Annotated in this window: 20 protein-coding genes; 6 read left to right on the forward strand and 14 right to left on the reverse strand. The window is 53.3% G+C overall.

Going from position 1 to position 22,938, the window contains the following annotated elements; all coding sequences use genetic code 11:
- Nucleotides 1–10: 10 nt before the first annotated feature.
- The 11 genes from obgE to A0U42_RS01750 all read right to left on the reverse strand — a co-directional run bounded on the left by obgE (nucleotide 11) and on the right by A0U42_RS01750 (nucleotide 13,567).
- On the reverse strand, nucleotides 11–1,285 hold the full coding sequence (gene obgE / locus A0U42_RS01700) for a GTPase ObgE (RefSeq protein ID WP_065359621.1): 1,275 nt from the start codon (nucleotides 1,283–1,285) through the stop codon (nucleotides 11–13).
- Nucleotides 1,286–1,475: 190 nt separating this feature from the next.
- Nucleotides 1,476–2,633: a S41 family peptidase gene (locus A0U42_RS01705; RefSeq protein ID WP_065359622.1), complete on the reverse strand. Its 1,158-nt coding sequence runs from the start codon at nucleotides 2,631–2,633 to the stop codon at nucleotides 1,476–1,478.
- Nucleotides 2,634–2,694: 61 nt separating this feature from the next.
- On the reverse strand, nucleotides 2,695–3,879 hold the full coding sequence (locus A0U42_RS01710; RefSeq protein ID WP_065359623.1) for a murein hydrolase activator EnvC: 1,185 nt from the start codon (nucleotides 3,877–3,879) through the stop codon (nucleotides 2,695–2,697).
- Nucleotide 3,880: 1 nt separating this feature from the next.
- Entirely contained in the window at nucleotides 3,881–4,768 is an 888-nt protein-coding gene (gene ftsX / locus A0U42_RS01715; RefSeq protein ID WP_044503082.1) for a permease-like cell division protein FtsX, read from the reverse strand.
- Nucleotides 4,758–5,444 carry a cell division ATP-binding protein FtsE gene (gene ftsE / locus A0U42_RS01720; RefSeq protein WP_044503083.1) on the reverse strand — a complete coding sequence of 229 codons (687 nt, stop codon included), beginning with the start codon at nucleotides 5,442–5,444 and terminating at the stop codon, nucleotides 4,758–4,760. Before ftsE ends, ftsX begins: the two co-directional genes overlap by 11 nt.
- On the reverse strand, nucleotides 5,441–6,574 hold the full coding sequence (gene csaB, locus A0U42_RS01725; protein WP_065359624.1) for a polysaccharide pyruvyl transferase CsaB: 1,134 nt from the start codon (nucleotides 6,572–6,574) through the stop codon (nucleotides 5,441–5,443). Before csaB ends, ftsE begins: the two co-directional genes overlap by 4 nt.
- On the reverse strand, nucleotides 6,567–8,624 hold the full coding sequence (locus A0U42_RS01730) for a DUF5693 family protein (protein ID WP_065359625.1): 2,058 nt from the start codon (nucleotides 8,622–8,624) through the stop codon (nucleotides 6,567–6,569). The genes csaB and A0U42_RS01730 overlap by 8 nt, the downstream gene beginning before the upstream one ends.
- 14 nt (nucleotides 8,625–8,638) lie before the next feature.
- Nucleotides 8,639–9,325, reverse strand: coding sequence for a DUF2993 domain-containing protein (locus tag A0U42_RS01735; RefSeq protein ID WP_065359626.1), 687 nt, complete (start codon nucleotides 9,323–9,325; stop codon nucleotides 8,639–8,641).
- Nucleotides 9,326–10,436, reverse strand: a protein-coding gene (prfB, locus tag A0U42_RS01740; RefSeq protein ID WP_276535320.1) for a peptide chain release factor 2 whose coding sequence is annotated in 2 segments (ribosomal slippage) — nucleotides 9,326–10,378 and nucleotides 10,380–10,436 — 1,110 coding nt in all. Because the reading frame shifts where the segments join, the coding sequence is not laid out codon by codon here.
- 77 nt (nucleotides 10,437–10,513) lie between these two features.
- On the reverse strand, nucleotides 10,514–12,979 hold the full coding sequence (secA, locus tag A0U42_RS01745; RefSeq protein ID WP_083122119.1) for a preprotein translocase subunit SecA: 2,466 nt from the start codon (nucleotides 12,977–12,979) through the stop codon (nucleotides 10,514–10,516).
- A gap of 228 nt (nucleotides 12,980–13,207) precedes the next feature.
- Complete coding sequence (locus A0U42_RS01750; RefSeq protein ID WP_065359627.1) at nucleotides 13,208–13,567, reverse strand: helix-turn-helix domain-containing protein; 360 nt, start codon at nucleotides 13,565–13,567, stop codon at nucleotides 13,208–13,210.
- Nucleotides 13,568–13,699: 132 nt separating this feature from the next.
- Here A0U42_RS01750 and A0U42_RS01755 point away from each other — a divergent pair, with 132 nt between their 5' ends.
- From A0U42_RS01755 to putP, 5 genes are all read left to right on the forward strand, one after another.
- Nucleotides 13,700–14,722, forward strand: a complete 1,023-nt coding sequence (locus A0U42_RS01755; RefSeq protein ID WP_065359628.1) for an NADH:flavin oxidoreductase — start codon at nucleotides 13,700–13,702, stop codon at nucleotides 14,720–14,722.
- Nucleotides 14,723–14,728: 6 nt separating this feature from the next.
- Complete coding sequence (locus tag A0U42_RS01760) at nucleotides 14,729–15,583, forward strand: alpha/beta hydrolase (protein ID WP_083122123.1); 855 nt, start codon at nucleotides 14,729–14,731, stop codon at nucleotides 15,581–15,583.
- Nucleotides 15,583–15,942, forward strand: a complete 360-nt coding sequence (locus A0U42_RS01765; RefSeq protein ID WP_065359629.1) for a hypothetical protein — start codon at nucleotides 15,583–15,585, stop codon at nucleotides 15,940–15,942. Before A0U42_RS01760 ends, A0U42_RS01765 begins: the two co-directional genes overlap by 1 nt.
- Nucleotides 15,943–15,946: 4 nt before the next feature.
- Nucleotides 15,947–16,603 carry a DsbA family protein gene (locus tag A0U42_RS01770; RefSeq protein WP_065359630.1) on the forward strand — a complete coding sequence of 219 codons (657 nt, stop codon included), beginning with the start codon at nucleotides 15,947–15,949 and terminating at the stop codon, nucleotides 16,601–16,603.
- Nucleotides 16,604–16,869: 266 nt separating this feature from the next.
- Nucleotides 16,870–18,375: a sodium/proline symporter PutP gene (putP, locus tag A0U42_RS01775; protein ID WP_083122127.1), complete on the forward strand. Its 1,506-nt coding sequence runs from the start codon at nucleotides 16,870–16,872 to the stop codon at nucleotides 18,373–18,375.
- Nucleotides 18,376–18,479: 104 nt separating this feature from the next.
- Here putP and A0U42_RS01780 read toward each other — a convergent pair whose 3' ends face one another.
- Nucleotides 18,480–19,073, reverse strand: coding sequence for a TetR/AcrR family transcriptional regulator (locus A0U42_RS01780; protein ID WP_065359631.1), 594 nt, complete (start codon nucleotides 19,071–19,073; stop codon nucleotides 18,480–18,482).
- 189 nt (nucleotides 19,074–19,262) lie between these two features.
- On the opposite strand from A0U42_RS01780, the gene A0U42_RS01785 reads away from it, so the two are divergent.
- Nucleotides 19,263–20,054 carry an SDR family NAD(P)-dependent oxidoreductase gene (locus A0U42_RS01785; RefSeq protein ID WP_065359632.1) on the forward strand — a complete coding sequence of 264 codons (792 nt, stop codon included), beginning with the start codon at nucleotides 19,263–19,265 and terminating at the stop codon, nucleotides 20,052–20,054.
- 110 nt (nucleotides 20,055–20,164) lie between these two features.
- On the opposite strand, the gene raiA is transcribed toward A0U42_RS01785, so the two are convergent.
- Complete coding sequence (gene raiA / locus A0U42_RS01790) at nucleotides 20,165–20,689, reverse strand: ribosome hibernation-promoting factor, HPF/YfiA family (RefSeq protein WP_044503092.1); 525 nt, start codon at nucleotides 20,687–20,689, stop codon at nucleotides 20,165–20,167.
- A 287-nt stretch (nucleotides 20,690–20,976) separates the two neighbouring features.
- Nucleotides 20,977–22,275, reverse strand: coding sequence for an S-layer homology domain-containing protein (locus tag A0U42_RS01795; protein ID WP_065359633.1), 1,299 nt, complete (start codon nucleotides 22,273–22,275; stop codon nucleotides 20,977–20,979).
- Nucleotides 22,276–22,938 lie beyond the last annotated feature (663 nt).

Raw genomic sequence — 22,938 nt, forward strand, 5'->3', positions numbered from 1 at the left:
ACGTCTCCCTTTATTTGTGGTATTCAAATTCCATGGCATAAATGCGGACCGTATTGCCGTCCTGGATGCCGTGTTCCTGGAGGAGCTTGTCGAGTTCCATATAGCGCCAGATACGCTGGAAACGGCGCAGGGACTGGTCGTCGTCGAAGTTGGTCATGGCGACCAGGTTTTCGATGCGGGCGCCGGTGATGACGAAGGCCCCGTCCGTATCGCGGGTCACTTCAAAGTCGGGCTTGTTCTCTGCCTTGTAGACGACTTCTTCCGTCGTTTCGTCGGCTTCTTCGACGTATTCTTCAAGGAGGGTCCAGACCCGTTCTAAGAGTTTGTCCATGCCGTCGCCGCTTACGGCGCAGATGGGATAGACTTCGATGCCCTTCGCCGCCATGTAATCCATGAGGCGCTCGAGATTGTCTGATTCTTCATCTAAGAGATCGATCTTATTGGCCGCTACGATTTGGAGCTTGCGCGACAGTTTTTCGCTGTATTTGGCAAGTTCGGCGTTGATCTTTTCATAGTCGTCGATGGGGTCGCGGCCTTCCATGCCCGATACGTCGAGGACGTGAATGAGGATCTTCGTCCGTTCGATGTGGCGCAGGAAGTCGTGACCGAGGCCGACGCCTTCACTGGCCCCGTCGATGAGGCCGGGAATGTCGGCCATGACGAAGCTGCGGTGATCGGGCAGGTCGACGACGCCGAGGATCGGATTGAGGGTCGTAAAGTGATAGGCTGCTACTTCCGGCTGGGCTGCCGAAACTTTCCGCAGGATGCTCGACTTGCCGACACTGGGATAGCCCAAGAGGCCGACGTCGGCCAAGACCTTCAGTTCCAAACGCAGCCACCGTTCTTCCCCCGGTTCGCCCCGTTCGGCAAAGGTCGGCGTCCGGTTGGCACTCGTTCTGAAATGCCAGTTGCCCCGACCGCCGCGGCCGCCCTTGGCGACGATGGCCTGCTGGCCGTCCCGCGACAAGTCGGCCATGACCTGACCCGATTCTTCATCTTTTACGATCGTTCCCAAAGGAACGGTGATCAATAAGTCTTCGGCGTTTCTGCCGTACTTATTGCTGCCTTCGCCCTTTCCGCCGGGCTTGGCCTTGAACAGGCGGCGGAAACGGAAGTCGACGAGGGTGTTGACATTGCGGTCCGCCACGAGGACGACGTTGCCGCCCTGGCCGCCGTCACCGCCGTTCGGTCCGCCCTTGGGGACGAACTTTTCATGGCGGAAACTGCTCATGCCGTCGCCGCCCTTGCCGGACTGTACAAAAATTCTTGCTCTGTCTATAAACATAGGTCACCTCATATGAAAATACATGGGGATATAGAAAGAGACACAGCATACATATACCATGTCTCCTGTCTATCTGTCCATCAATATCAAAATTAACCGCCCTACTCCTTCTAAGAAAAGGAAAAGGGTACGAAAAAGTCATGAGACTCTTTACCATAAAATTTTAAATCATATTTTCCAATCTGTAAAGTCATTTTTCCTTAATAATTTCCAATGCCTTTTCAAATTGGGTATCTGTCGGATCCGACGGCGTAAGGGGTACGACGACGTCCGGTTCAATGCCGACTCCGTCGATTTCACGGCCATTGGTCGTCCGATACTTGGCCACGGTGACCTTGACGGCCGACTGCTGGCTTAAGGGGAAGACGCCTTGGACCGTGCCCTTGCCGTAGGTCTTGACACCAACGATGGGACCGAGCTGCATGTCCTGGACGGCACCGGCAATGATTTCCGACGCACTGGCCGAATTTTCATTGACTAGGACCACGAGGGGAATGAGGTCTTCCGTCCCTTGGGCCGTATACTGGTCGACTTTGCCGTCTTGTTCCGTATAGGAGACGATGGTGCTGTTTGGCGGGACGAAGTTGCTGGCCACGCCTACGGCCTGTTCGACGATGCCGCCGGGGTTATCGCGCAGATCGAGGATCATCTTCTTCATCCCCTGTTCGCGAAGTTTCGTATATTCTTTCGTAAAGTCATCGGCCGTTCCTTCGCCGAAGACGGCAATGCGGATATAGCCGACGTCGGTACCGTCGATCATTTTACCGGCTACGGTCGGTACGTGGATCTGACGGCGTTCGACGGTAAAGGTCTTATCTTCTCCATCGCGGCGGACGACCAAGTTGACGCTGGTATTGGCAGCGCCGCGGATACGCTTGGAGACGTCTTCGAGCTTATTGCCGTCGACGGGCGTCCCGTCGATGGATACCAAGATATCGCCGCGCTGGAGTCCCGCTTCGGCTGCCGGACTGTCATCCATGACACCGGCGATGAGGACGCCGTCATCGGTGGAGCCGATGTAGACGCCGATGCCGGCATAGGTACCGCTCATCTGAGCCGAAAAGTCCTTATACAACTCGCCGCCGAGGTAGACCGAATGCTTGTCCCCCAAGGTGCTGACCATGCCGTTCAAAGCCCCGTCAAAGAGGGCGCTGCGGTCGACATTTTCTGCATAATGGCTTTCGATGATTTCCAAGGTGCGGAAAAATTCAAACATGGCAGTCGCTCGGCCCGTATAGTACCAAAACATACCGAAGACGGCCAGGATCATGACGATCATACCGCTGCAAAAGAAGGCCAGGGGCCGGCGAATGGTTTCCCAAGCCCGGCGTATAGTTTGTTTATTCATGGGTATCTCCTTCTATGGAAATCAAGGCCGCGAGAAAGGGGCAAAGCTGCCGTGAAAACACTTACAAATAAGCTGACGGGTCGACGGGATCGCCGTTGGCACGAACTTCAAAGTGAACGTGAGGACCCGTCGAGTTGCCCGTCGAACCGGCGTAGGCAATGACCTGGCCCTGAGAGACGGACTGACCTTCGGAGACGGCCAGTTCCTGATTGTGGCCGTAAAGGGTCGACAAGCCGTTGCCGTGGTCGATGATGACGGCATAGCCGTAGCCGCTGATCCAGCCGGCTTCGACGACGACACCGCCGTCGGCTGCGTGGACGGGCGTCCCGTAGTCGACGCCGATATCGATGCCGCTGTGATAGATCGTCGTCCCGAAGATCGGATGGGTCCGATAGCCGTAAGGCGAGGTTACGACGCCGTTGACCGGCCAGATCATGGCGCCTGAGCCGCTGACCGGCTGGTAATAGTCACTGCCGCCACCACCGCCGCCGGACGAGGCCTGTGCCGCTGCGGCCGCTGCCTGAGCGGCCCGGTCGGCTGCCCGCTGGCGCAGCATTTCGGCAATGGCCTGAGACGACTGCTGGTATTCGTTATAAGCCTGTTCGGCCACGGCCTTATCGTTCTGAGCCTGATAGAGGATGGCCTGCTGTTCCTTGCGGCGACTTTCGATTTCATCGCGCTTGGCCGCTGCCTGGTCGCGGAGCTCGGCCTGGCGGGCACGCTGGGTTTCCAGTTCCTGTTTGGCCGTTTCGATGGCCGCCCGTTCTTTACGGATGTCCGAAATCAAGGTGATATCGGCGTCGATGATGCGGCGCAGTAATTCCAGGCGGTTCGAGAAATCGCTGAAATCCTTGGCCCCGAGGACGACGTCGAGATAGCTCAATTGGCCGTGCATATAGATGTCGCGGACGCGCTTGGTAAAGACGCCCTCCCGAACCTTGAGCCGGGCCCTTGTCTTTTCCAGTTCAGCCTGGGTAGCGGCAATTTTTTCTTCCGTCGCCTTCAATTCATTGGCTACGGCCTGGTAGTCGCGCTGAGCTGTTTCGAGCTGCTGCTGGATGGCGTAAAGCTTGTCATTGACACTGCCGATGACGGCTTCGGCCTGGGCCTTCTTCTCGCTTTCCTGCGCCATCCGGTTCTGGACGTCCGACAGCTGATTCTGCAAGTCTTCATCTTCGGCCAGGACGGCGAAGTTAGGCGTCAATAAGGCGGCAACGACAACCGGGATAACGTATTTTTTAAACATATTACACCTTCATATAACGTTTCAGAGAAATGGTACTGCCAATGGCCCCGATGACCATGCTGATGATCAAGAGGACGCCTGCCGTGCGGTACATAAAGGGAAAGACGCTGACCATCGGCAAGAAGGCCAGGGACTCATGGATCGACGCGACGGCAAAGTCGTAGAACTGATAAAGGGCTATGTCGGCAATGACGCCGCCGATAAAGCCCAGGAACAGGCCTTCTAAGAGGAAGGGCCAGCGGATGAACCAGTTCGTCGCCCCGACGTATTTCATGATGGCGATTTCTTTACGCCGGGCAAAGACGGTCAGGCGGATCGTATTGGAAATGATGAACAACATGGCCAGGGTCAGGAAGACGATGAGGGCAATGCCGCCCCAACGGATGATGGTCGTGATCTTAAAGAGCTGTTCAATGATTTCCTGACCATAATGTGTCCCTTCGACTTCGGGGTAATCGGCGACGATGTCCGCCGTCCGCCGGACGGCTTCCGGCTGGGTAAAGGTCACTTCATAAGAGCTCGGCAAGGGGTTCTTCCCTTCCAGGGCGTCGAGGATACCCGGTTGGTCCTTCATGCGTTCCTTTAAGATATCCATGGCCTGATTCTTATCGGTAAAGGTGACCGACTTGACGTCGGGCAGGGCCTGAAGGCGGCGGGCGACGCTGTCGATGTCAGCCTGGGTGGCACCGTCTTTCAAGTAGACCGTGATTTCAACCTGGCTTTCGAGATTTTCAGCAAAATAGTCGAGATTGGCCACGAGGGTCATGAAGATGCCCAAGATGAACAAGGATATGGCGACCGTTGCAATAGAGGCCACCGACATGAAGCGGTTGCGCCAAAAAGATTGGAAGGCAGCGACGGTGTAGTAGTGCATGGTTCTAATTTTCATCGTCGTATCCTCCTCGCTGTTCGTCACGGACGACCTTGCCGTCATCCAATTCGATGACGCGTTTATTCATCATGTCGACTAAGGTCTTGTCATGGGTTACCATGAGGACCGTCGTTCCCATGTGGTTGATTTTCTTAAAGACTTCCATAATATCCTCGGACGTATCGGGATCGAGGTTCCCTGTCGGTTCGTCGGCAATGAGCAGGAGCGGCCGATTGACGATGGCTCTGGCAATGGCTACGCGCTGCTGTTCCCCGCCGCTGAGGTTTTTCGGCAGGGCGTCGGCTTTGCCGATGAGGCCGACCAGATCGAGGACTTCGCGGACCCGGCGGCGAATGACGCGGCGCGGTGCTTCGATGACTTCCATGGCAAAGGCCACATTTTCCTGAGCCGTCTTATTCGGCAGGAGGCGAAAGTCCTGGAAGACGATGCCCATTTTACGGCGCAGGTAGGGCACGCTCTTCTTGGCCAGGCGGTTGACTTCGATATCGTTCACGAAGACAGACCCTTTCGTCGGCAGTTCTTCATGAGACAAGAGGCGGATCAGCGTCGACTTGCCGGCACCGCTGGCGCCGACGACGAAGACGAATTCGCCCTTACCGATCTGAAGGGATACCTGGTCGAGGGCAACGGAACCATTGTCGTAGACCTTGGATACATTTTTAAATTCAATCATAGAGACCTCCGATGCTGTTCGAGTCGTTTGCGGACGCCGTCCCGCCCTTCTAAAATGCGCAGGGCCAAGTAGGCATTTCGCAGGGACTGGCGGCGCAGATGGTTGAGACGGGCCTTGATGGCCGGCTCGAGTCCCCCTTGGGCCAGCTGCTGACTGACGCGGGAGGCTAAGGCTTCTGCCGTCACCGATTCCGTCGTCCCTGAGACCCGATCGCCGATGAGATGGATGAAGCTGTCGATTTTCGGATCATAGGAAATGGCCGTCGCCGGCGTTTCCATGAGGGCCGAAAAGATGAGGGCGTGGAGCCGGTTGGCGATGACCGCATCCATGCAGCCCATGAGGGACATGAATTCTACCGTCGAATAGCGGTCGTCGAGGACGATGGCCGCCCTTTTCATGCGGTCGGCAATATCGCGGCCGGCGTCGACGTCTTCCGGATGCTGCATGGGAATGAAGATGATGTCCACGTCTTCTTGCTGCTGCAGTCGGTCGGCTGCCTCGGCAATGGCGTCCTTATAGGCCTGATGGCCCTGCCAGTTGCGAACGGCAATGCCGACTTTCCGTCGGCTTCCCGTAAATCCATGCCGTTCCAAAATCTGACGGCCGATGGCCTTATCGACGGGATGCATGGACAAGACGGCGTCGGCCGTCACATGGATGGGCGGACGGGTTACGCCCATGTCAGAAAGTTCCGCCTTCGATTCCCGGTCGCGGACGCCGATGACGGCGACCTGCTGCAGGACCTTCTGCACGGCCTTCCGGGCCTTGATGCCGCGGACGGGACCGATGCCCTGGGCATAGAGCATGACCGGCTTTTTAAAGAACAAGGCGATTTTCATGATCCACAGGTAGTAGTGGAGGCTCCTGGCACTGGTCACGTCCTGGAGCAGGCTGCCGCCGCCGCTTATAAGAATATCACAGCGGCGAATGGCCGCTGCGATAGCAAAGAAATTCAGGCGATGAACAGCCTGTACCTTATGATTTTCCCAAGTCATTCGGCAGTTTCCGGTAATGACCGTAATATCCACGTCGGGAATGATGTCTTTTAACGAGCCGACGATAGCCGCCAACATGGCCTCGTCGCCGGCATTGGCAAAGCCGTAATAGCCGGAAATAACGACCCTAGTCACGGTTTTCCACCTGCTTTCCCAGCCACGTCGTGACGTAACGGACGATGGCAATGGCGATGATCAGGGCGATGCCGACGACCATCCCCGTTACCCAGCCGTTGATGCCGCGGATAAAGGACATGAGGAAAGGCGTCCGGATATGGGCAAAGGTTTCCACCATGGAGCCGACACCGATAGTGGCGGCGATGACCAGGAAGAAGTGCAGCAGCTGCGGCCATTTACGGTACAAGGCAGCTACCATGAGATAAAAGCTCGGATGGCCGACGAGAAATTCCTTTTCCCGAGGACGAGCGTACATGACATTTTCTAAGAAGCGGCGCATAGCAACTTCGATTCCCGGTACGGGAACGCCCGACGTATGGCCGCTGCGGCCGACAAAGATGATGCCGACCACGGCGATGACGCCGAGGATCAGGATGGTCCCCATCTTAATGGGGATGTTGAGGAAATCCTTGGCAAAGACCTTAAGATCTGCCGGCGACGCAATGGTCTGCCCCATGAGGGGGAACCGGCGCAGATAGCCGATAGCCACCAGGAGGAGCGGCAGGATGAAGGTCAGTTTGACGCCGCGGTAAAAATCAAATTCCATGAAGAAGCGGATGTTGCCCAGCATGGCGGCGATATAGAGACCGCCGATCATGGAGACGGCTACGGCAAAGAAAAGGCCCAGCGTGCCGTCACGGATGACCCGGCCGTAGCCGAGTTTCTTCGTAAGCTTCTTCTGTTTCCAGTAATCGAGGGACAAGAGAATGGCCGCTGTCGGCGCTGCGGCAGCACAGCCGATGGCCCAGGTCTGGAGGAACAAGGCTCCTTTGGCGACGACGGCACCGATGACGGCGACGATGATGCCAAGGGCCATGAGGATATAGTTCTGCCGATCCTTCAAGGGGATGAGCAGGTTGAGGACGAAGACGAAGCCGCAGGCCGCTGCCGCTGCTACGATGGCTAAGAACAGGCGGTTCGGATAGTACGCTTCCATGACCGAAGCCCGGCCGAGGGTATAACCCCGTTCAGGCAGCTTATCCGATACGGTCTTGATATAGGACAAGTTGGTCTGGGTCAGGTTCATGCCGTGAAGGGGCTTCTTATACAAGGGATAGAGATTGACCCGGACGTTTCGTTCAAGGTCGCTGATGTAAAAGCGCATAGCCGCTTCTTCCGGCGTAATCTTTTCCAGTTCTTCCTTGGCCATGGCATAGACCCGGGCCGTCCGATAATGGACGAGGCCCGACAGATCATACATGCCGTCCTGCTGGTTGTACTGGAGCTGATCGACGGACTCGATCATATAGAACGGGATGTCGCGGCGGTTCAAATTGTCCGCCGTATAGTCGAGCATATCCTTTCGTTCGCCGGCGACCGGCGTATAGCCCAACACTTCTTTCCCGACGAACATGATGCCCGATACGTCCTGGATCTTGTCAGCCCGGGCAAAGAAATGGTCGACGTCGGCTTTCGTCGGGTTGCTGTAATTCGTCGGCCGCAGGATGACGTAGAAGCCGTGGTCGCTGATAATCTTAGCATCGGCGCTCAGGATGCCCAAGTTGACGTCGCCGAGACCGGGCATGACGCCCTTGATGCCGGCAATGCGGTAGGCACCGTTGGACATGACTTTGACCTTATCGCTGCCAAGACGCGTGCTGAGGTCGGACACGACTTCATCGAAGTAGAGGTCCTGTTCGCCCTGAGGCTTTCCGATGAGATAGTAGTCATAGGACTTATCGGTAATGCCGAACTGGGGATAATAGAGATCGGCCCCCAATTTCGTAACCAGCGACAGTTCCCCGCGCTGGGTCAGCTTGTTGAGCGTCGTATCATAAATGGTAAAACTCGTAACGCCGGCATCGCGGGCCATTTGAAGGGCCGTATCCAAATCGTAGCCGTCGTTGCGGGCCATCAAGACGACGGCATCGAAGTCCATCGCCTGTTCAATTGTCGTCGACTGTTTTTCTACGGCATTGCGCTGTATGCACAGGCCGATCGCCGTGATGAGACCGATGAACACGATCAGTATCATCATCCGCATACTGCGTTTATTTATGTTTGTCATTCTCTTCACCTTATCTATGAATTGCTCACCTGGCCGTGAATGGTCAACAGACCGTCGTGGAGGACGACGCGATCAGGCTGGATTCCCAAGGGGAAATCCGTAAAATCGTAAATCTCTGCGCTGGCCAGCTTCGTCGTGCTGACCTGCATGCCCAGCCCTTCGACGGTGACCGTCTCGGGGATGAACATCAGTTTCGTACCCTTCATGCCAAAATGGCCGCGGACGTCAGCCCGGGCCGATACCAGGCCGCCGAGCTTCACCTTGCCCTGAACGCGGACCGAATCGCCTTCAAAAGAGACGCTCGGGTCGGTCAGGCCATCGATTTTCTTGACCAAGTAGTCCTCCAGGTCTTCCCGGCGAATGGACGCCGCCATATCCCCGCTTTCGACGCGGGTCACGCGCAGTTCCTGATACACCAGGGCCTGCAAAGGCTGGAAGTGGACCCCATAGAGGTTACTGTCAAAATTGGCGAACTTCAAATCGCCGGCCATAGAATTCGTAGCATGAACGGTAACCGCGTCGATATCGCCGAGAAAAATCTTCGCTCCCGGCGATGCTTGGACGCGGACATCATCGTTTTGCAAATTAAATTTAGCAGACAAGGCCTGTGACAGACCGACCTCGGCCAGTTGCGGCGCAAAAGAGTTGGCGCCGACCAAAAAGACCGCAGCCAGGACACAGACAATGATCCATTTCTTCATTTAAAGCTCCTGCTTCGATAACTTCTGTTCCTTCGCCTGTTGTAAGTAGCCTTCGATAAAGATATCGAGGTCACCGTCCATGACGGCTTGGATGTTCCCCGTTTCGACGTTGGTCCGATGATCCTTGACCAGGTTGTATGGGTGGAATACGTAGGAACGGATCTGGCTCCCCCATTCGATTGCCTGGTGGACGCCGCCGATTTCGGCTTTCAGTTTTTCCTGCTTTTCCTGTTCCAGTTCAAAGAGTTTAGCCCGCAGATATTTCAGGCACATTTCCTTATTCTGGAGCTGAGACCGTTCATTCTGACACTGGACGACGATGCCCGTCGGAATGTGGGTCATGCGGACGGCGGAACTCGTCTTGTTGACGTGCTGACCGCCGGCACCGGAGGCGCGGAAATAATCGACGCGGACGTCGTCCATATTGATTTCGACTTCGACATCGTCGGGCAGTTCCGGCATGACATCGACGGCCGTAAAGGACGTATGGCGGCGGGCTGCAGCGTCAAAAGGAGAGATGCGGACCAGGCGGTGAACGCCTTTTTCCGATTTCAAATAACCGTAGGCATAGTCGCCTTCGACGCGGAAGGCCGCGCTCTTGATGCCCGCTTCATCGCCGGGCTGCATGTCGAGGACGGTCAGTTTATAACCGTTCCGTTCGGCCCAGCGGGTATACATGCGGATCAGCATCTGCGCCCAGTCCTGGGCTTCCGTTCCGCCGGCACCGGCGTGGAAGGTGATGAGGGCGTTGCAGTTGTCGTACTCACCGGATAAGAGCAAGAGAACTTCCCGCTTTTCAATGTCCCGCAGAAGGTCATTATACTGTTTTTCGATGTCCGCTGCAAAGGAGGCGTCGCCGTCTTCCATGGCCATGTCGAGGTAGTCGATGAGGTCATCGGCTTTGCGGACCAGCGTTTCGTGGCCTTCGACTTCCGTCTTGAGCAGGGTCGCTTCCTGGGAAATCTGCTTGGCCTTGTCCGGGTCGTTCCAGAATGAGGGGTCGCTCATCTGGATATCTAAATCCATGATACGTTCTTTTTTCCGAGGTAAGTTAAAGTGAATCCCCGATTTCTTGTATTCTTTGTTTTAAATCTTCCAGCGGTTTACGCATTTCATCCAATAACACAATTAATCACCAACTTTTCAGTTAAATATCGTTTTTTCGTCCTATTAATAACGTCTCGTTCTTTATTCCCGTCCCTGTTCTTCATCGCGCTGAATGTCTTCGGCGCTGACGGGCTTGCTTTCTTCGTGGACTTCATGGGCCCCCTGCAGATGGTCTTCGGCCTGGGGAACGGGCTTGCTGTACGTAACCTGAATGTGGTACAGGAAGGTAATGACCGTCCGTTTGATTGATTCCACCATTTCCGAGAACATTTCGTAGGCTTCGAATTTGTATTCGACCAAGGGGTTCTTCTGGCCGTAGGCGCGGAGGTTGATCCCTTCTTTGAGGGCATCCATGGCGTCCAGATGATCCATCCACTTGCTGTCGACGACGCGGAGCATGACGGCTTTTTCCAATTCCTTCATGGTCTCTTCGCCAAATTCGTTGAACCGTTCGTTATAAAGATCGACAGCGATCTGTTTCAGTTTTTCCTGAACTTCGATACGGCTCATGTTTTCCAGTTCTTCGACGGTTACGGCATGCTTCGGTACGAAGTACTGCTGCATCTGGGCCAAGAGGCCGGCAAAATCCCATTCTTCGGGATACAGTTTTTCGTCGGCGTACTTGTCGAGTTCGGCAAGGATAATGTCGTCGACCATGCCCATGATCGTATCCTTTAAGTCGTCGGCGGTCAGGACCTGGCGGCGCTGGTTGTAGAGGACTTCACGCTGCTGGTTCATGACGTCGTCGTATTCAAGGACGTACTTACGGATTTCAAAGTTGTGGCTTTCGACTTTCTTCTGGGCCTTTTCAATGGACCGGGTAATCATGTTGGCCGTAATCGGTTCGTCTTCGTCCATGCCCAGCTTATCCATGAAGCGGGAAATGTTTTCCGAACCGAAGATGCGCATCAAGTCATCTTCGAGGGACAGGAAGAACTGCGTCGTCCCCGGGTCGCCCTGACGGGCAGCACGACCGCGAAGCTGGTTATCGATACGACGGCTTTCGTGGCGTTCCGTACCGATGATCATCAGACCGCCCAGTTCAGCAACACCTTCGCCGAGCTTGATATCCGTGCCGCGGCCGGCCATGTTAGTGGCAATGGTGACCATGTCGCGCTGGCCGGCGTTCTTGATGATTTCGGCTTCTTTTTCATGGTATTTGGCGTTCAGCACGTTGTGAACGATGTTTTCTTTATTGAGAAGCTGACTTAAGATTTCCGACTGATTGATCGACGTCGTACCGACCAGGATCGGCTGACCCGTAGCGTGGCGCTTGATGACTTCCCGCACAACGGCGCGGTACTTGGCGTTTTTCGTCTTATAGATGACATCGGGCAAATCCTTACGGATGGCCGGTTTATTCGTCGGGATGACGTAGACGTCGAGCTTATAAATCTTATTGAATTCGTCTTCTTCCGTCTTGGCCGTACCGGTCATGCCGGCCAGCTTGTCGTACATACGGAAGTAGTTCTGGAAGGTAATCGTAGCCAGGGTCTTGCTTTCGCCCTGGACCTTGACGGCTTCCTTGGCTTCAATGGACTGATGGAGGCCATCGCTGTAACGGCGGCCGAACATGAGACGGCCCGTAAATTCGTCGACGATGACGATTTCGCCGTTCTTTACGACGTAGTCCTTGTCGCGGTGCATCATGAAGCGAGCCCGCAGGGCCTGGATGACCAAGTGGTTCAAATCAAGGTGTTCGTTGTCGAACATGTTGCTGATGCCCAGCATCTTTTCGACCTTGGCGACACCGGAATCGGTCGGCGCAATGGTCTTTTGCTTTTCATCCATCGTGTAGTCTTCTTTGTCGAAGTGCTTGACGATGGCAGCCAGGGTGCTGTACAACTCCGTCGACTTTTCACCGGGGCCGGAAATGATGAGCGGCGTCCGCGCTTCGTCGATGAGGATCGAGTCCACTTCGTCGACGATACAGTAGTTCAGCGATCGCTGTACCATCTGGTCGGCACTGATGACCATGTTGTCACGCAGGTAGTCGAAGCCGAATTCGTTGTTCGTCCCATAGGTGACGTCGGCGTTATAAGCCCGGCGGCGCTGTTCATACGTGAGATCGTGGACGATGAGGCCGACGGACAGGCCGAGGAACTTATAGATACGGCCCATGTCTTCACTGTCACGAGTAGCCAGGTAGTCATTGACGGTGACGACGTGAACACCTTTACCGGTCAAGGCATTGAGGTATACCGGAAGGGAGGCAACCAAGGTTTTCCCTTCACCGGTACGCATTTCAGCGATATCTCCGCGATGGAGGACGATACCGCCCAGGATTTGGACGTCAAAATGACGCATCCCCGTTACGCGACGGGATGCTTCACGAACGACGGCAAAGGCTTCGGGCAGGATATCATCCAGCGTTTCACCGGCAGCCAAACGATTTTTGAATTCAAAGGTCTTTTCTTGCAGCGACGAATCGCTCAATCCGGCTAATTTCGGCTCCAGATCATTGATGCGGCGAACGATGGGCCACATCTTCTTCAGTTCATGCTCCGTATTATTTCCGAGCAGTCTTTGTATGAGTTTATTTAACACCTATCCGAGACCTCCAATTTACAAAATCTGCAATTTACACTGTTATATCATATCAATTATACATTATACCGCGGGAGTGTCAAACTTTGCAATAGATTGGGAGAAATTAGGCAGTTCCGCCATTTTCTGCGTTCCGCCGCCGCTCCGCTCCCCTTTCAGCCCCCTTAGTTGTCCTATTTTTTATCAATAAGGCAAAAAGGAGGCGCCAGCTGCATTTTGACAGCGTGCCTATTCACGGCTCGAGTCCAACTGTGACTCGGCCCATTCATAGACCGACTGCAAAGCCGGGATCAGGCTCTTTCCCCGTTCGCTCAGAGAATACTCGACTGTCGGCGGAATCGTACTGTACTGTTTTCGGTTCACCAGCTTGTCGTGTTCCAATTCCCGCAGGCACTTGGTCAGCATGGTCGGTGTAATGCCCACGACCTTTCGTTCCAATTCCCCGTAGCGCAGGGTCTGGTTCTCGGCATCGGCCATATACCATAAAATCGGCAGTTTCCATTTCTGACCGATAAGCTCCATGGCATAGAGAATCGGGCAGTCTGTTTCATAGATGTTTTGTTCTTTCGGAAGCGGTTTATTTCCCATAAAATCACCTTCACTATATTTTTTATAGTTACGAAGAAAAATCTCTCTTCTTGTTTTTTCTACGTTTCTAATTATAATGTAGGCAGAACGAAAAATCAATCTAATCCGACAATCTGATAGGAGTGAAAAATAATGAAACACCTCTTTGACAACATAACCTTGAAAAATCTGAAAGCCAACAACCGTCTGGTACGGTCGGCGACCTGGGAAGGCATTGCCAACCGCGACGGCAGCGTCACCGAAGAAGCCTACAGCATCTACGATGAAATTGCCAAAGGCGGCGTCGGCACCATCATCACCGGTTTTACCAGCGTGTCTGCCAACGACTATTATTTCGGCGGCATGATGCGCCTTTCTGACGACGCCCTCATTCCGCAGTATAAAAAACTGACCGATATCATCCACGCTCAAGGCGTCCCGGTCATCACCCAGCTAGCCCTAGGCGCCTACTACCGCCCCGTCGGAAACAGCTTCGAGCAAGTCGAGCCCGACGACATGACGACAGAAGAAATCCACGCCGTGCGAGATCAATTCATCGACGCTGCCCTTCGCGCTGAAAAAGCAGGCTTTGACGGCGTCCAGATCCACGTCGCCCACTTTTTCTTTTTGAGTCGCTTGGTCTCTCCCTTGGTCAACCACCGGACAGACGAATACGGCGGCAGCACGGAGGACCGGACCAGGCTGGTCACAGAAATCATAAAGGCCATCCGGGAAAAGGCCCCGACCCTCCATATCACGGCCAAGATCAACAGCAACGACTTCATGGCCGGCGGCTTAGATGAAGCCCAAAGCCTTGATATGTCCCTGCACCTCTGTCAGGCCGGCCTAGATTCCATCGAAGTCAGCGGCAACGGCACGTCCGTCCCCGGCATCCGTCCCCATCAAAACGAAGCCTACTTCGCCCCCTTTGCAGCCAAGCTGGCTGAAGCCACCGACGTTCCGGTCATCCTCGTCGGCGGGTTGAGAAGCTTCGATACGATGGAAGCCGTACTGAACCAAACCAAGATCGAAATGATTGCCCTCTCCCGCCCCCTTTTGCGGGAACCGGATCTGCCGAATAAACTCAAAAGCGGCGAAACGACTGTAGCTGCCTGCATATCCTGCAACGCCTGTTATTCGTCGCCGTCTCACAAATGCATTTTCAGAAAGGACTGACAGGTCATGATGTTTCAACTGAACGTGCCGACTAATCGCGGCGTCGTCTTAAACGGCGTCCTCTTTCGCAAACAGAAAGAACGTAAAGCCGACACCGTCATGATTGCCATCACCGGCATCCACGGCAATTTTTATTCCAACCCCTTCTATTATAATATCGGCGACACCTTAAACGGCGGCGACATCGATTTCATCTACGCCCAGACCAACAACGCCTTCAGTGAAATCCCGACGGTCAACGTCCGTACCGGTAAGGTGGAAACGATCGGCTCGTGGAACGAACGCTTTGCCTATACCGACGACGACCTCGACGCTTACCTCACCTTTGCCCAAAAAGAAGGCTACAAGCACATCATCCTCGGCGCCAATAAGGTCATTTACTACCTGTCCCGCCATCACGATAAACGGGTGGAACACTTCTTCCTCCTGTCGCCGGCCAACCTGACCTATATGATGTCCGGCGTCACCAACCGTGAAAAAACGCTGATCAAAGAACAGGTCGCGCGCGGAGACGGCGATCAAATGCTGCCTTTCCCCTTCATGGGCTGGGTAACCTGCATTGCCGACACGGCTTGGGACTGGCAGTTTTCTAATCTGCTCAATAATGTCCACACCGCAAAAGACGGGGACTTTTCACAGGCCTCGGCCCTGTCCCATACGGGAGCCCTTCTGGTAGGCACGTACGACAACTTCACCGACGGCGATCCGTCTGAATTTTTAAGAAACCTCAATGCCCACATGCCGACTGCCAAAGACAATTCCCTGATCTTCATCGAAAAGACAGGCCACACATACCAGATGAAGCATCAGGAAGTAGCCGACAAGATTTTAGCTCAGTTACGAGAATGGAGGGCTGCCTAATGCCTTTTGTCATAGCCAAAGTAAACGTACCGGTCAGCCGCGACCAAGAAATAGAATTGAAATCCCGTCTGGGAAAAGCCATCGAAGCCGTTCCCGGCCTGAACGAAAATTACCTCCTCTTTGGGATTGAAGATAACTGCCGCCTCTACCTCCGCGGCAAAGATACCTGGAAAATCGCCTACATCGAAGCCTCTCTCTTCGGCCGCCCGGATCACGCCGGCTTCGGAGTCTTCAGCACCGAAATGACCGCTGCCTTCCAGGACGTCCTCGGCATTCCGCCGGAAAACATCTACATCAAATTCGACGATATCAAAACCTGGTCGACTAACGGCCAATTTATCGACAGCCCATACCGGTGATACCATGGAAAAAATAATCCTCACCACCTTTACGGACCCCATGATGGGCCTCTCCTACGAACAAGAACCGGTCTATGAACAGCTGGCCGACCATTTCGGCGACCGCCTCGTCTTCCGCTATGTCATGAGCGGCCTCGTCCGGGATGTCAGCGACTTCATGCTTCCTGAAGAAAGGGCCCTGCCTGCCGAAGAAGGCATCCGGCTCTATAACCGGCGTCTGGCCCGAATTTACAAGGGGGAAGAAGGCATCGGCGGCCTTCCGGTCAACATGGACGGCTTCCACCTCTTCAATGCCGACCACCGTTCCTCCTACCCCCTTTGCATCGCCTACAAGGCAGCCGAAATTTGCTGTCCCGAAAAGGCTTTTTCCTTTCTCTTGAAGCTTCGCCGGGCAACCATTGTCGAGACACGGAAGACGACAAAGACCGATGAACTTATCTCCATTGCGGGAGAGGCCGGTTTAGACAAAGCGCAGTTTCGCCGCGCCTTTGAAGACGGTCGTGCCACTGCGGCCTTCCAAAAAGATCTGGAACTGACACGTTCCCTGGGGATTCATCAGTTGCCGACAGTCCAGCTTCAATACGGGGAAAAAGCCGTTCTCGTCAACGGCATGGCAAGTTACGAAGCCTTCGTGAATACGATTGACAAGCTGAAAGTCTGAGTACGGCCAAAAGACGCTGCACGGCCTTCCGTGCAGCGCTTTTTTTCATACATCGCCCTGGCAGCTGCCTATCGGCTAATTTATATCATCTTATAGGGAATGGCTTGCCCGCAATAGAAAGGATCTTTTTCACCGCCCCCTTGAACAGAAATCACCATTTCCCTCTTGACAAATTCTATACAAGGCCGCATGAATATGCTAAAATAGGTTTATTCTTTATGTAATTTTTATAATATAGTAATATATTGAAAGGGGTTTTCACCATTATGATGCACTATAATGTGCCTATTTTAGCCGCCTTCGTCCTCTACCTCGGGGCCATGCTGGCTATTGGCATTTATTATTCCCGCTCCCAACAGCGGCTGAGCGACTACATTCTCGGCGGCCGCAGCCTGGGACCGTGGATCACCTCCATGAGTGCCGAAGCGTCCGACATGAGCGGCTGGATGCTCATGGGCGTACCGGGCTTTGCCTACTCGACGGGTATTTCGGCGTCGTGGATTGCTATCGGCATTGCCATCGGCACCTATCTCAACTGGCATTTCGTCTCCCAGCGCCTGCGCAACTATACGGAAGTGGCCAACAACAGCCTGACCATGCCGGACTATTTAAAAAACCGCTTCCACGATGACCAGAACCTCATCCGCATCATCTCGGCCATCTTCATCTTAGTGTTCTTCCTCATCTATACGTCATCAGGCTTCGTATCCGGCGGCAAGCTCTTCGAATCGGTCTTCGGCATGGATTACTTCTCGGCCCTCCTGCTCAGCGCCGGCGTCGTCGTCGTTTACACCTTCCTGGGCGGCTTCATGGCCGTCTGCTGGACCGACTTCATTCAAGGCTGCATGATGTTCCTGGCCATCGTCCTGGTCCCCGTCGTCGGCATGATTGCCTTTGGCGGCGGCGAAGCCGTCATGACCCGATTAGCCGACACGGCACCGAACCTCCTCGACATGGTTCCTGACACGTCGACGACAGGCATCATCGGCATCATCTCGGCCCTGGCCTGGGGCGTCGGCTACTTCGGCCAGCCCCACATCCTGGTCCGCTTCATGGCCATCGGCGACCCGGCTGAATTAAAGAAATCGAAGCACATCGCCATGACCTGGGTCGTCATCTCCCTGGCCGCTGCCGTCCTCGTCGGTCTCGTCGGTAAAGTCGTCGTCACGACGCCCTTGACCGGTGCCGATTCGGAAAAAGTCTTCTTGGTCATGAGCGGTCAGCTCTTCCCGCCCTTTGCCACAGGCCTCATCTTGTCGGCCGTCTTAGCTGCCGTCATGAGTACGGCCTCGTCCCAGCTCCTGGTTACGGCATCGGCTATTTCTAAAGACTTCTACCACACCTTCGTCCGCAAGAACGCCAGCGACAAGGAACTCATTTACGTCAGCCGTCTGACGGTCCTCGTCGTCTCGGCCCTGGCCATCGTCATGGCCCTCAACCCGGACAGCTACATCCTGACCATGGTTTCCTACGCCTGGGCCGGTTTCGGCGCCGCCTTCGGCCCGACGATCCTCCTCTCCCTGTACTGGAAGCAGATGACCAAAAACGGGGCCCTGGCCGGCATCATCGTCGGCGGCCTGACGGTCCTCATTTGGAAGCAGTTCAACTGGTTCGGCCTCTATGAAATCGTACCGGGCTTCCTCTTCTCCCTGGCCGCCATCTACATCGTAAGCAAGCTCGAAGGCGGAGCCAGCCAGGAAATCCAGGACGAATTCGATCAGGCCATCCATCACGCGCCCAAGATCAGCGTCCTCCACAGCGAAGAAGACTAATCGCTTCGAACGATGCATCACCATGGCCTAACCCCTGTTTTCAGACAGCCAAATACAAATGCAGTCACCCAAAAGGATGACTGCATTTTTTATGCCCGCTGCGGCTATTGACCGCTCTCAGGATTATTTGGTTGCAACAGGCCGGCTACGCCCTGACTCAGGAGTTTGTTGGTAATGTCAATGACCTCTTCGACGGGAAGCTTTTTTCCGCCTTCGACCCATTGACGATACACGGAAAGTCCCGTCGCATGGATGAAGGTCGTAAACAGTTCCTGTTCGCCGGGGCTCAACTGCTGAAAGGCCGGAGCCTTCCCCCAACTCTTGGCAATATATTCTTCCACCAAGTGACTGCTAAGGTGCTGATACGATACGGAGCAGAGGATTTTTTCATACAGCGGCCCTTGATGGACAGCATAATGGAAAAAAGCAGCGTTGATCTTATCCAGATCCTCGGGCACCTGATAATCAGAAATGGTGTCGACATAGCCTTTGGAAAATTCACTGAGGATCTCTTCCAGCAATGCATCGACACTGTCATAGTAGCGATAAAAAGTCTTTTTATTAATCACAGCCTGACGGCAAAGGGCCGTAACGGTGATCTTCCGATAGTCCTCCTTTAAGAGCATGACCGAAAAGGCCGTCCGAATCGACTGAATCGTCTTTTGTACACGCAGGTCTTCATGACCGCTTAATTTCATAATTCTTAGCCTCCTTTCTGGCTTTCCCTTATTGTATCATTTTTTCGTTACTTTTTCGCTACCCTTTTTATATAAGTGTGGCATAAGTCCCATTCAGTCCCATACTGACCATTGTCGATTCCCTTTTTCGATGCCATAATAAATTCATCCCCAAATATTAACTCACTTAGGAAAGGAAAGAGAAAAGAGATGAAAACTATCTTTATTACCGGTGCCTCGTCCGGCATCGGCAAAGAAACGGCAAAATATTTTTCTCGTCAAGGCTGGCGCGTCATCGCCACTATGCGAAATTTGAAAAAAGGAGAAGACTTGAAGGACCTGCCCAATGTGGTCATCATGCCCCTCGACGTGTCAGACTCACAGCAGATTAAGGAAACCTGCCAAAAAGCCCTGGCCGACTACGACGTCGACGTCCTCCTCAACAACGCCGGCTACGGCGTCATGGCTCCCCTCGAACGCATTCCGGAAGATGCCATCCATAAAGTGTTCAGCACCGATGTCCTCGGTACCATGCTGGTAACCCAGCAATTTGTCCCCCACTTCAAAAAACGCCGGGCCGGCGCCATCTTGACGACGACGTCCCTGGCGGCCATCATCGCCCTGCCGCGGGACAGCGTCTACGGCGCAGCCAAACGAGCTCAGCAAGGGATGCTCGAATCCTTATACTATGAAATGAAGCCTTTCAACGTCTTTGTAAAGGCCATGATTCCCGGCGGCACCAAGACAAACTTCCAGACCCCCATCAACGACCGTACAGGCTATGAAGACGTCGCCGCCCACCAACAGGAATACCTCCTCCACGGCCATGAAGAATTCCCGGGCCCGGAAGAAGCCGCTCAGATCATCTATACGGCAGCTACCGACGAAAAGGATCAAATCAATTATCCCACCGATTCCGTCTGCCAGGCCCTTTATGACCAATACCAATCTATGGGGCTCGAAGAATTCAAGAAGTATTTCACCAACCTCTTATACCGGTAAAAAAGAATATTCCTCAGGTCTGTAAGACACAACACGGCCCCCAACCATTTGCGGTTGAGGGCCGTTTTTCATTCATATATTAAATTGTATTCCGAGCAATATCGAGGGATTTAATATTCCGGTTCGATGAGGCCGTATTTCCCGTGTTTTCGTTTATAGACGACGCTGATTGTGTCGGTCTTGGAGTTGAGGAATACGAAGAAGTCGTGGCCGACGAGGTTCATCTGCAAAATAGCTTCTTCCACATCCATGGGACGAGCGGCAAATTTCTTGACACGAGCCACTTCAAAGGATTCTTCCGGTACAGCCGGGCCTTCGATGAGGGCGGCGTTGAAGGTACCTTTCTTCATGCGGCGGGCGATTCTCGTCTTGTATTTATGAATCTGGCGGACCAGCTTATCGTAGACTAAGTCGATAGCAGCATACATATCGTCGTTGCCTTCGACACCGCGAAGGACGACGCCGTCTACTTTCAATGTAATTTCAGCGACTTTACGATCTTTTTCTACAGAAAGCAGGGCCTGGACATTGACTTCGTTATCAAAGTATTTCGTAACTTTCTTTTCCTGTTTTTCAACGTGGTCTTTCAAAGCCGGTGTAATTTCTAAATTCTTACCTCTAACGATGGTTGCCATAAAACATCCCTTCCTTTCTTGGAGAGAGCCCGTTTGGAATGTAACTCCATTCCGGCCTCCCTTATACTTATAGTATTCAACAAAGAAAGGCGAAATCCTTCTCAAAAAACAGAAAAACTTTACATTCCTTCGAAAAATCTTCTCCGGCCGAAAAAGCCCTTCCTCGAAAAACGTTGGAGGCTCAATCCCCTCTTGTGACACTGACTTAAAAAAGGGCGCAAAAAAGGCCCTGTCCGAAGACAGAGCCTTTTGATTGTGAAACAAGCGAGTATCGGTAATTCTAAAGATTAGAATACGAATACGAACTGTGCACGAGTTTCTTCGCCAGGATCGTTGCTGCCGCTCTTAGCTTCAGAAGCGAAGGACTGCATTACCTGGAACTGAGCGTTCTTAGCGAAGGTGTAGTCAATGCCGGCACCCCAAGATTTAACGTTGTTCAAGAGGTTGTCGCTTCTCCAGCTGTCCGTAGAGCCAACGAAGTCACTGGTTGTGCTACCAAAGCCGTCATCAGCGTTGAGGTATTCAACCCAGAGGTCCCAAGACTTCGGCGTAGCGAAGTTAGCAGCGCCGTAGGTCAATTTGCCGACCCAGATTTCAGGATCCTGGTTGCCGCTCTTGCTGTTGTATTTTTCGTAGTTAGCCAAAGCGTTCCAGTTCGTGCCGAGGTTGATGCTTGCATAAGCGCCCCAAGCGTCGTCGAAGTTGAAGCCGGTGCCAGAGGAGAAGTCATTGTAGTAACCGCCGATAGCAGAGCCGTTACCGAAGAAGCCTTCGATTTCGCCGTAACCGGTCTTAACACCTTTAATATCAAGTTCAGAATCACCAGCTACTTCGCCGGCTTTGAATTTACCATAGCCACCGGTCAAAGCGAAGCTGTCGCCTTTGTACTGCAACTGAGCACCGTCAAAGGTATCGCCATAGAGGAAGCCGTAGGAGTTGTCGCCGCCCATTTTGTAGTTGTAACGGCCAACCATCATGCTCCAATCTTTGTTGAAGTTGTATTCAACGTTAGCGCGGTCGGTGTAGATATCGTTTTCTTCGTCAGCAGCACCATCCTGGGAGAAGGTGTGGTTGCCGGTGCTGATACCGTAGGTTACTTTCGTTTTGTCGTTAACCTGGGCATTAGCGCGGAGACGAACACGGTAGGACCAGGAGTCGTCACCTTTAATTTTGCCGTTGCCGTTGTCGTCATTATCCTGGTGGATGAAACGAACACGAGCGTCACCGGTCATTTTAACGTTGCCAACGCGGTTTTCCAAAGCGCTTACGCGAACGCCGAGGTTGTTGAGTTCGTCAGCGAATTCATCAGCCAATTTGTTGATGAGGGCACGCTGTTCAACAGAAGCTTTGTCCATGTGAGCCATAGCTTTTGCGACCATTTCAGCGGCTTCGTAACGAGTGATGTTACGCTGGCCCTGGAAATGTTCACCGTCAACACCCTGGATGATGCCGGCGTCAGCCAATTCTACGACGGATTTATAAGCCCAGCTGTCGGACGGTACGTCGACGAAGGGGTTAGCTGCGAATGCGCACGTTGCGCCAACAGCCATGGTTGCTACGAGAGCTGCTAATACTTTGGATTTCATGAAAATTACCTCTTTTCCGTAAAAAATAAGTTTCTTTTCGTCTTACTTCGTTACAGTCGAGATGAACGAAAGGTAATTTTTCAAGGGTTCATTGGCGAGTTGTCCTAGTTTCCTCTCTTTTACTGCCTTGATAATAACCATTTCACAATCTCTATCACCTGGTGCCACCTGCATAAGCACTACACCAGTTGTTATGCATTATACTCGGTTTGCATCGATTTGTCAAAACTCGTTCAATTTTGAGAGTTTTACTCATTACCACAAATGGCACAACCATGCCGTTTACGCCGTGTATACAAAATCAGCAAAATTCTTTCCAAACCATAGAAAATCCACATATCCATCGGGGTTTATGCACTTTTTTAGAAAATTTTTACCAAATCTTTTTTTGCCCCCTCGATTCCGTGCTGAATCCCTTTGATATTTTTCGTACAAAGAGGCCTGTTTAACCCTTCTTTTCGGCATAAAAACCCAGCAAATTGTAAAGGGAAGGAAAAGCCGCATCGTATTTCACCTACAGTGAATAAATTTACCGTCTACTTTTTCTCAGTCCCGTTTTTTTCGAAAATTCAAAAAAATCGCTGGACAGACAAATTTTCATCGAAAAATTTCCCTCCATCTTTAATCTTTTCATCGATTTCGGAGTCCGGCTTCACCCGTTTC

The organism is Megasphaera sp. DISK 18 (genome assembly GCF_001682955.1).
GTDB lineage: Bacteria > Bacillota > Negativicutes > Veillonellales > Megasphaeraceae > Megasphaera > Megasphaera massiliensis.

Coding starts and splice junctions, on each gene's coding strand:
- A0U42_RS01760 (WP_083122123.1), top strand. CDS start 14,729: ATGATGTTTCAACTGAACGTGCCGACTAATCGCGGCGTCGTCTTAAAC.
- A0U42_RS01730 (WP_065359625.1), bottom strand. CDS start 8,624: ATGACAAACATAAATAAACGCAGTATGCGGATGATGATACTGATCGTG.
- A0U42_RS01795 (WP_065359633.1), bottom strand. CDS start 22,275: ATGAAATCCAAAGTATTAGCAGCTCTCGTAGCAACCATGGCTGTTGGC.
- ftsE (WP_044503083.1), bottom strand. CDS start 5,444: ATGATTGAATTTAAAAATGTATCCAAGGTCTACGACAATGGTTCCGTT.
- A0U42_RS01705 (WP_065359622.1), bottom strand. CDS start 2,633: ATGAATAAACAAACTATACGCCGGGCTTGGGAAACCATTCGCCGGCCC.
- A0U42_RS01785 (WP_065359632.1), top strand. CDS start 19,263: ATGAAAACTATCTTTATTACCGGTGCCTCGTCCGGCATCGGCAAAGAA.
- A0U42_RS01710 (WP_065359623.1), bottom strand. CDS start 3,879: ATGTTTAAAAAATACGTTATCCCGGTTGTCGTTGCCGCCTTATTGACG.
- obgE (WP_065359621.1), bottom strand. CDS start 1,285: ATGTTTATAGACAGAGCAAGAATTTTTGTACAGTCCGGCAAGGGCGGC.
- ftsX (WP_044503082.1), bottom strand. CDS start 4,768: ATGAAAATTAGAACCATGCACTACTACACCGTCGCTGCCTTCCAATCT.
- A0U42_RS01765 (WP_065359629.1), top strand. CDS start 15,583: ATGCCTTTTGTCATAGCCAAAGTAAACGTACCGGTCAGCCGCGACCAA.
- A0U42_RS01780 (WP_065359631.1), bottom strand. CDS start 19,073: ATGAAATTAAGCGGTCATGAAGACCTGCGTGTACAAAAGACGATTCAG.
- raiA (WP_044503092.1), bottom strand. CDS start 20,689: ATGGCAACCATCGTTAGAGGTAAGAATTTAGAAATTACACCGGCTTTG.
- A0U42_RS01755 (WP_065359628.1), top strand. CDS start 13,700: ATGAAACACCTCTTTGACAACATAACCTTGAAAAATCTGAAAGCCAAC.
- A0U42_RS01770 (WP_065359630.1), top strand. CDS start 15,947: ATGGAAAAAATAATCCTCACCACCTTTACGGACCCCATGATGGGCCTC.
- putP (WP_083122127.1), top strand. CDS start 16,870: ATGATGCACTATAATGTGCCTATTTTAGCCGCCTTCGTCCTCTACCTC.
- A0U42_RS01750 (WP_065359627.1), bottom strand. CDS start 13,567: ATGGGAAATAAACCGCTTCCGAAAGAACAAAACATCTATGAAACAGAC.
- A0U42_RS01735 (WP_065359626.1), bottom strand. CDS start 9,325: ATGAAGAAATGGATCATTGTCTGTGTCCTGGCTGCGGTCTTTTTGGTC.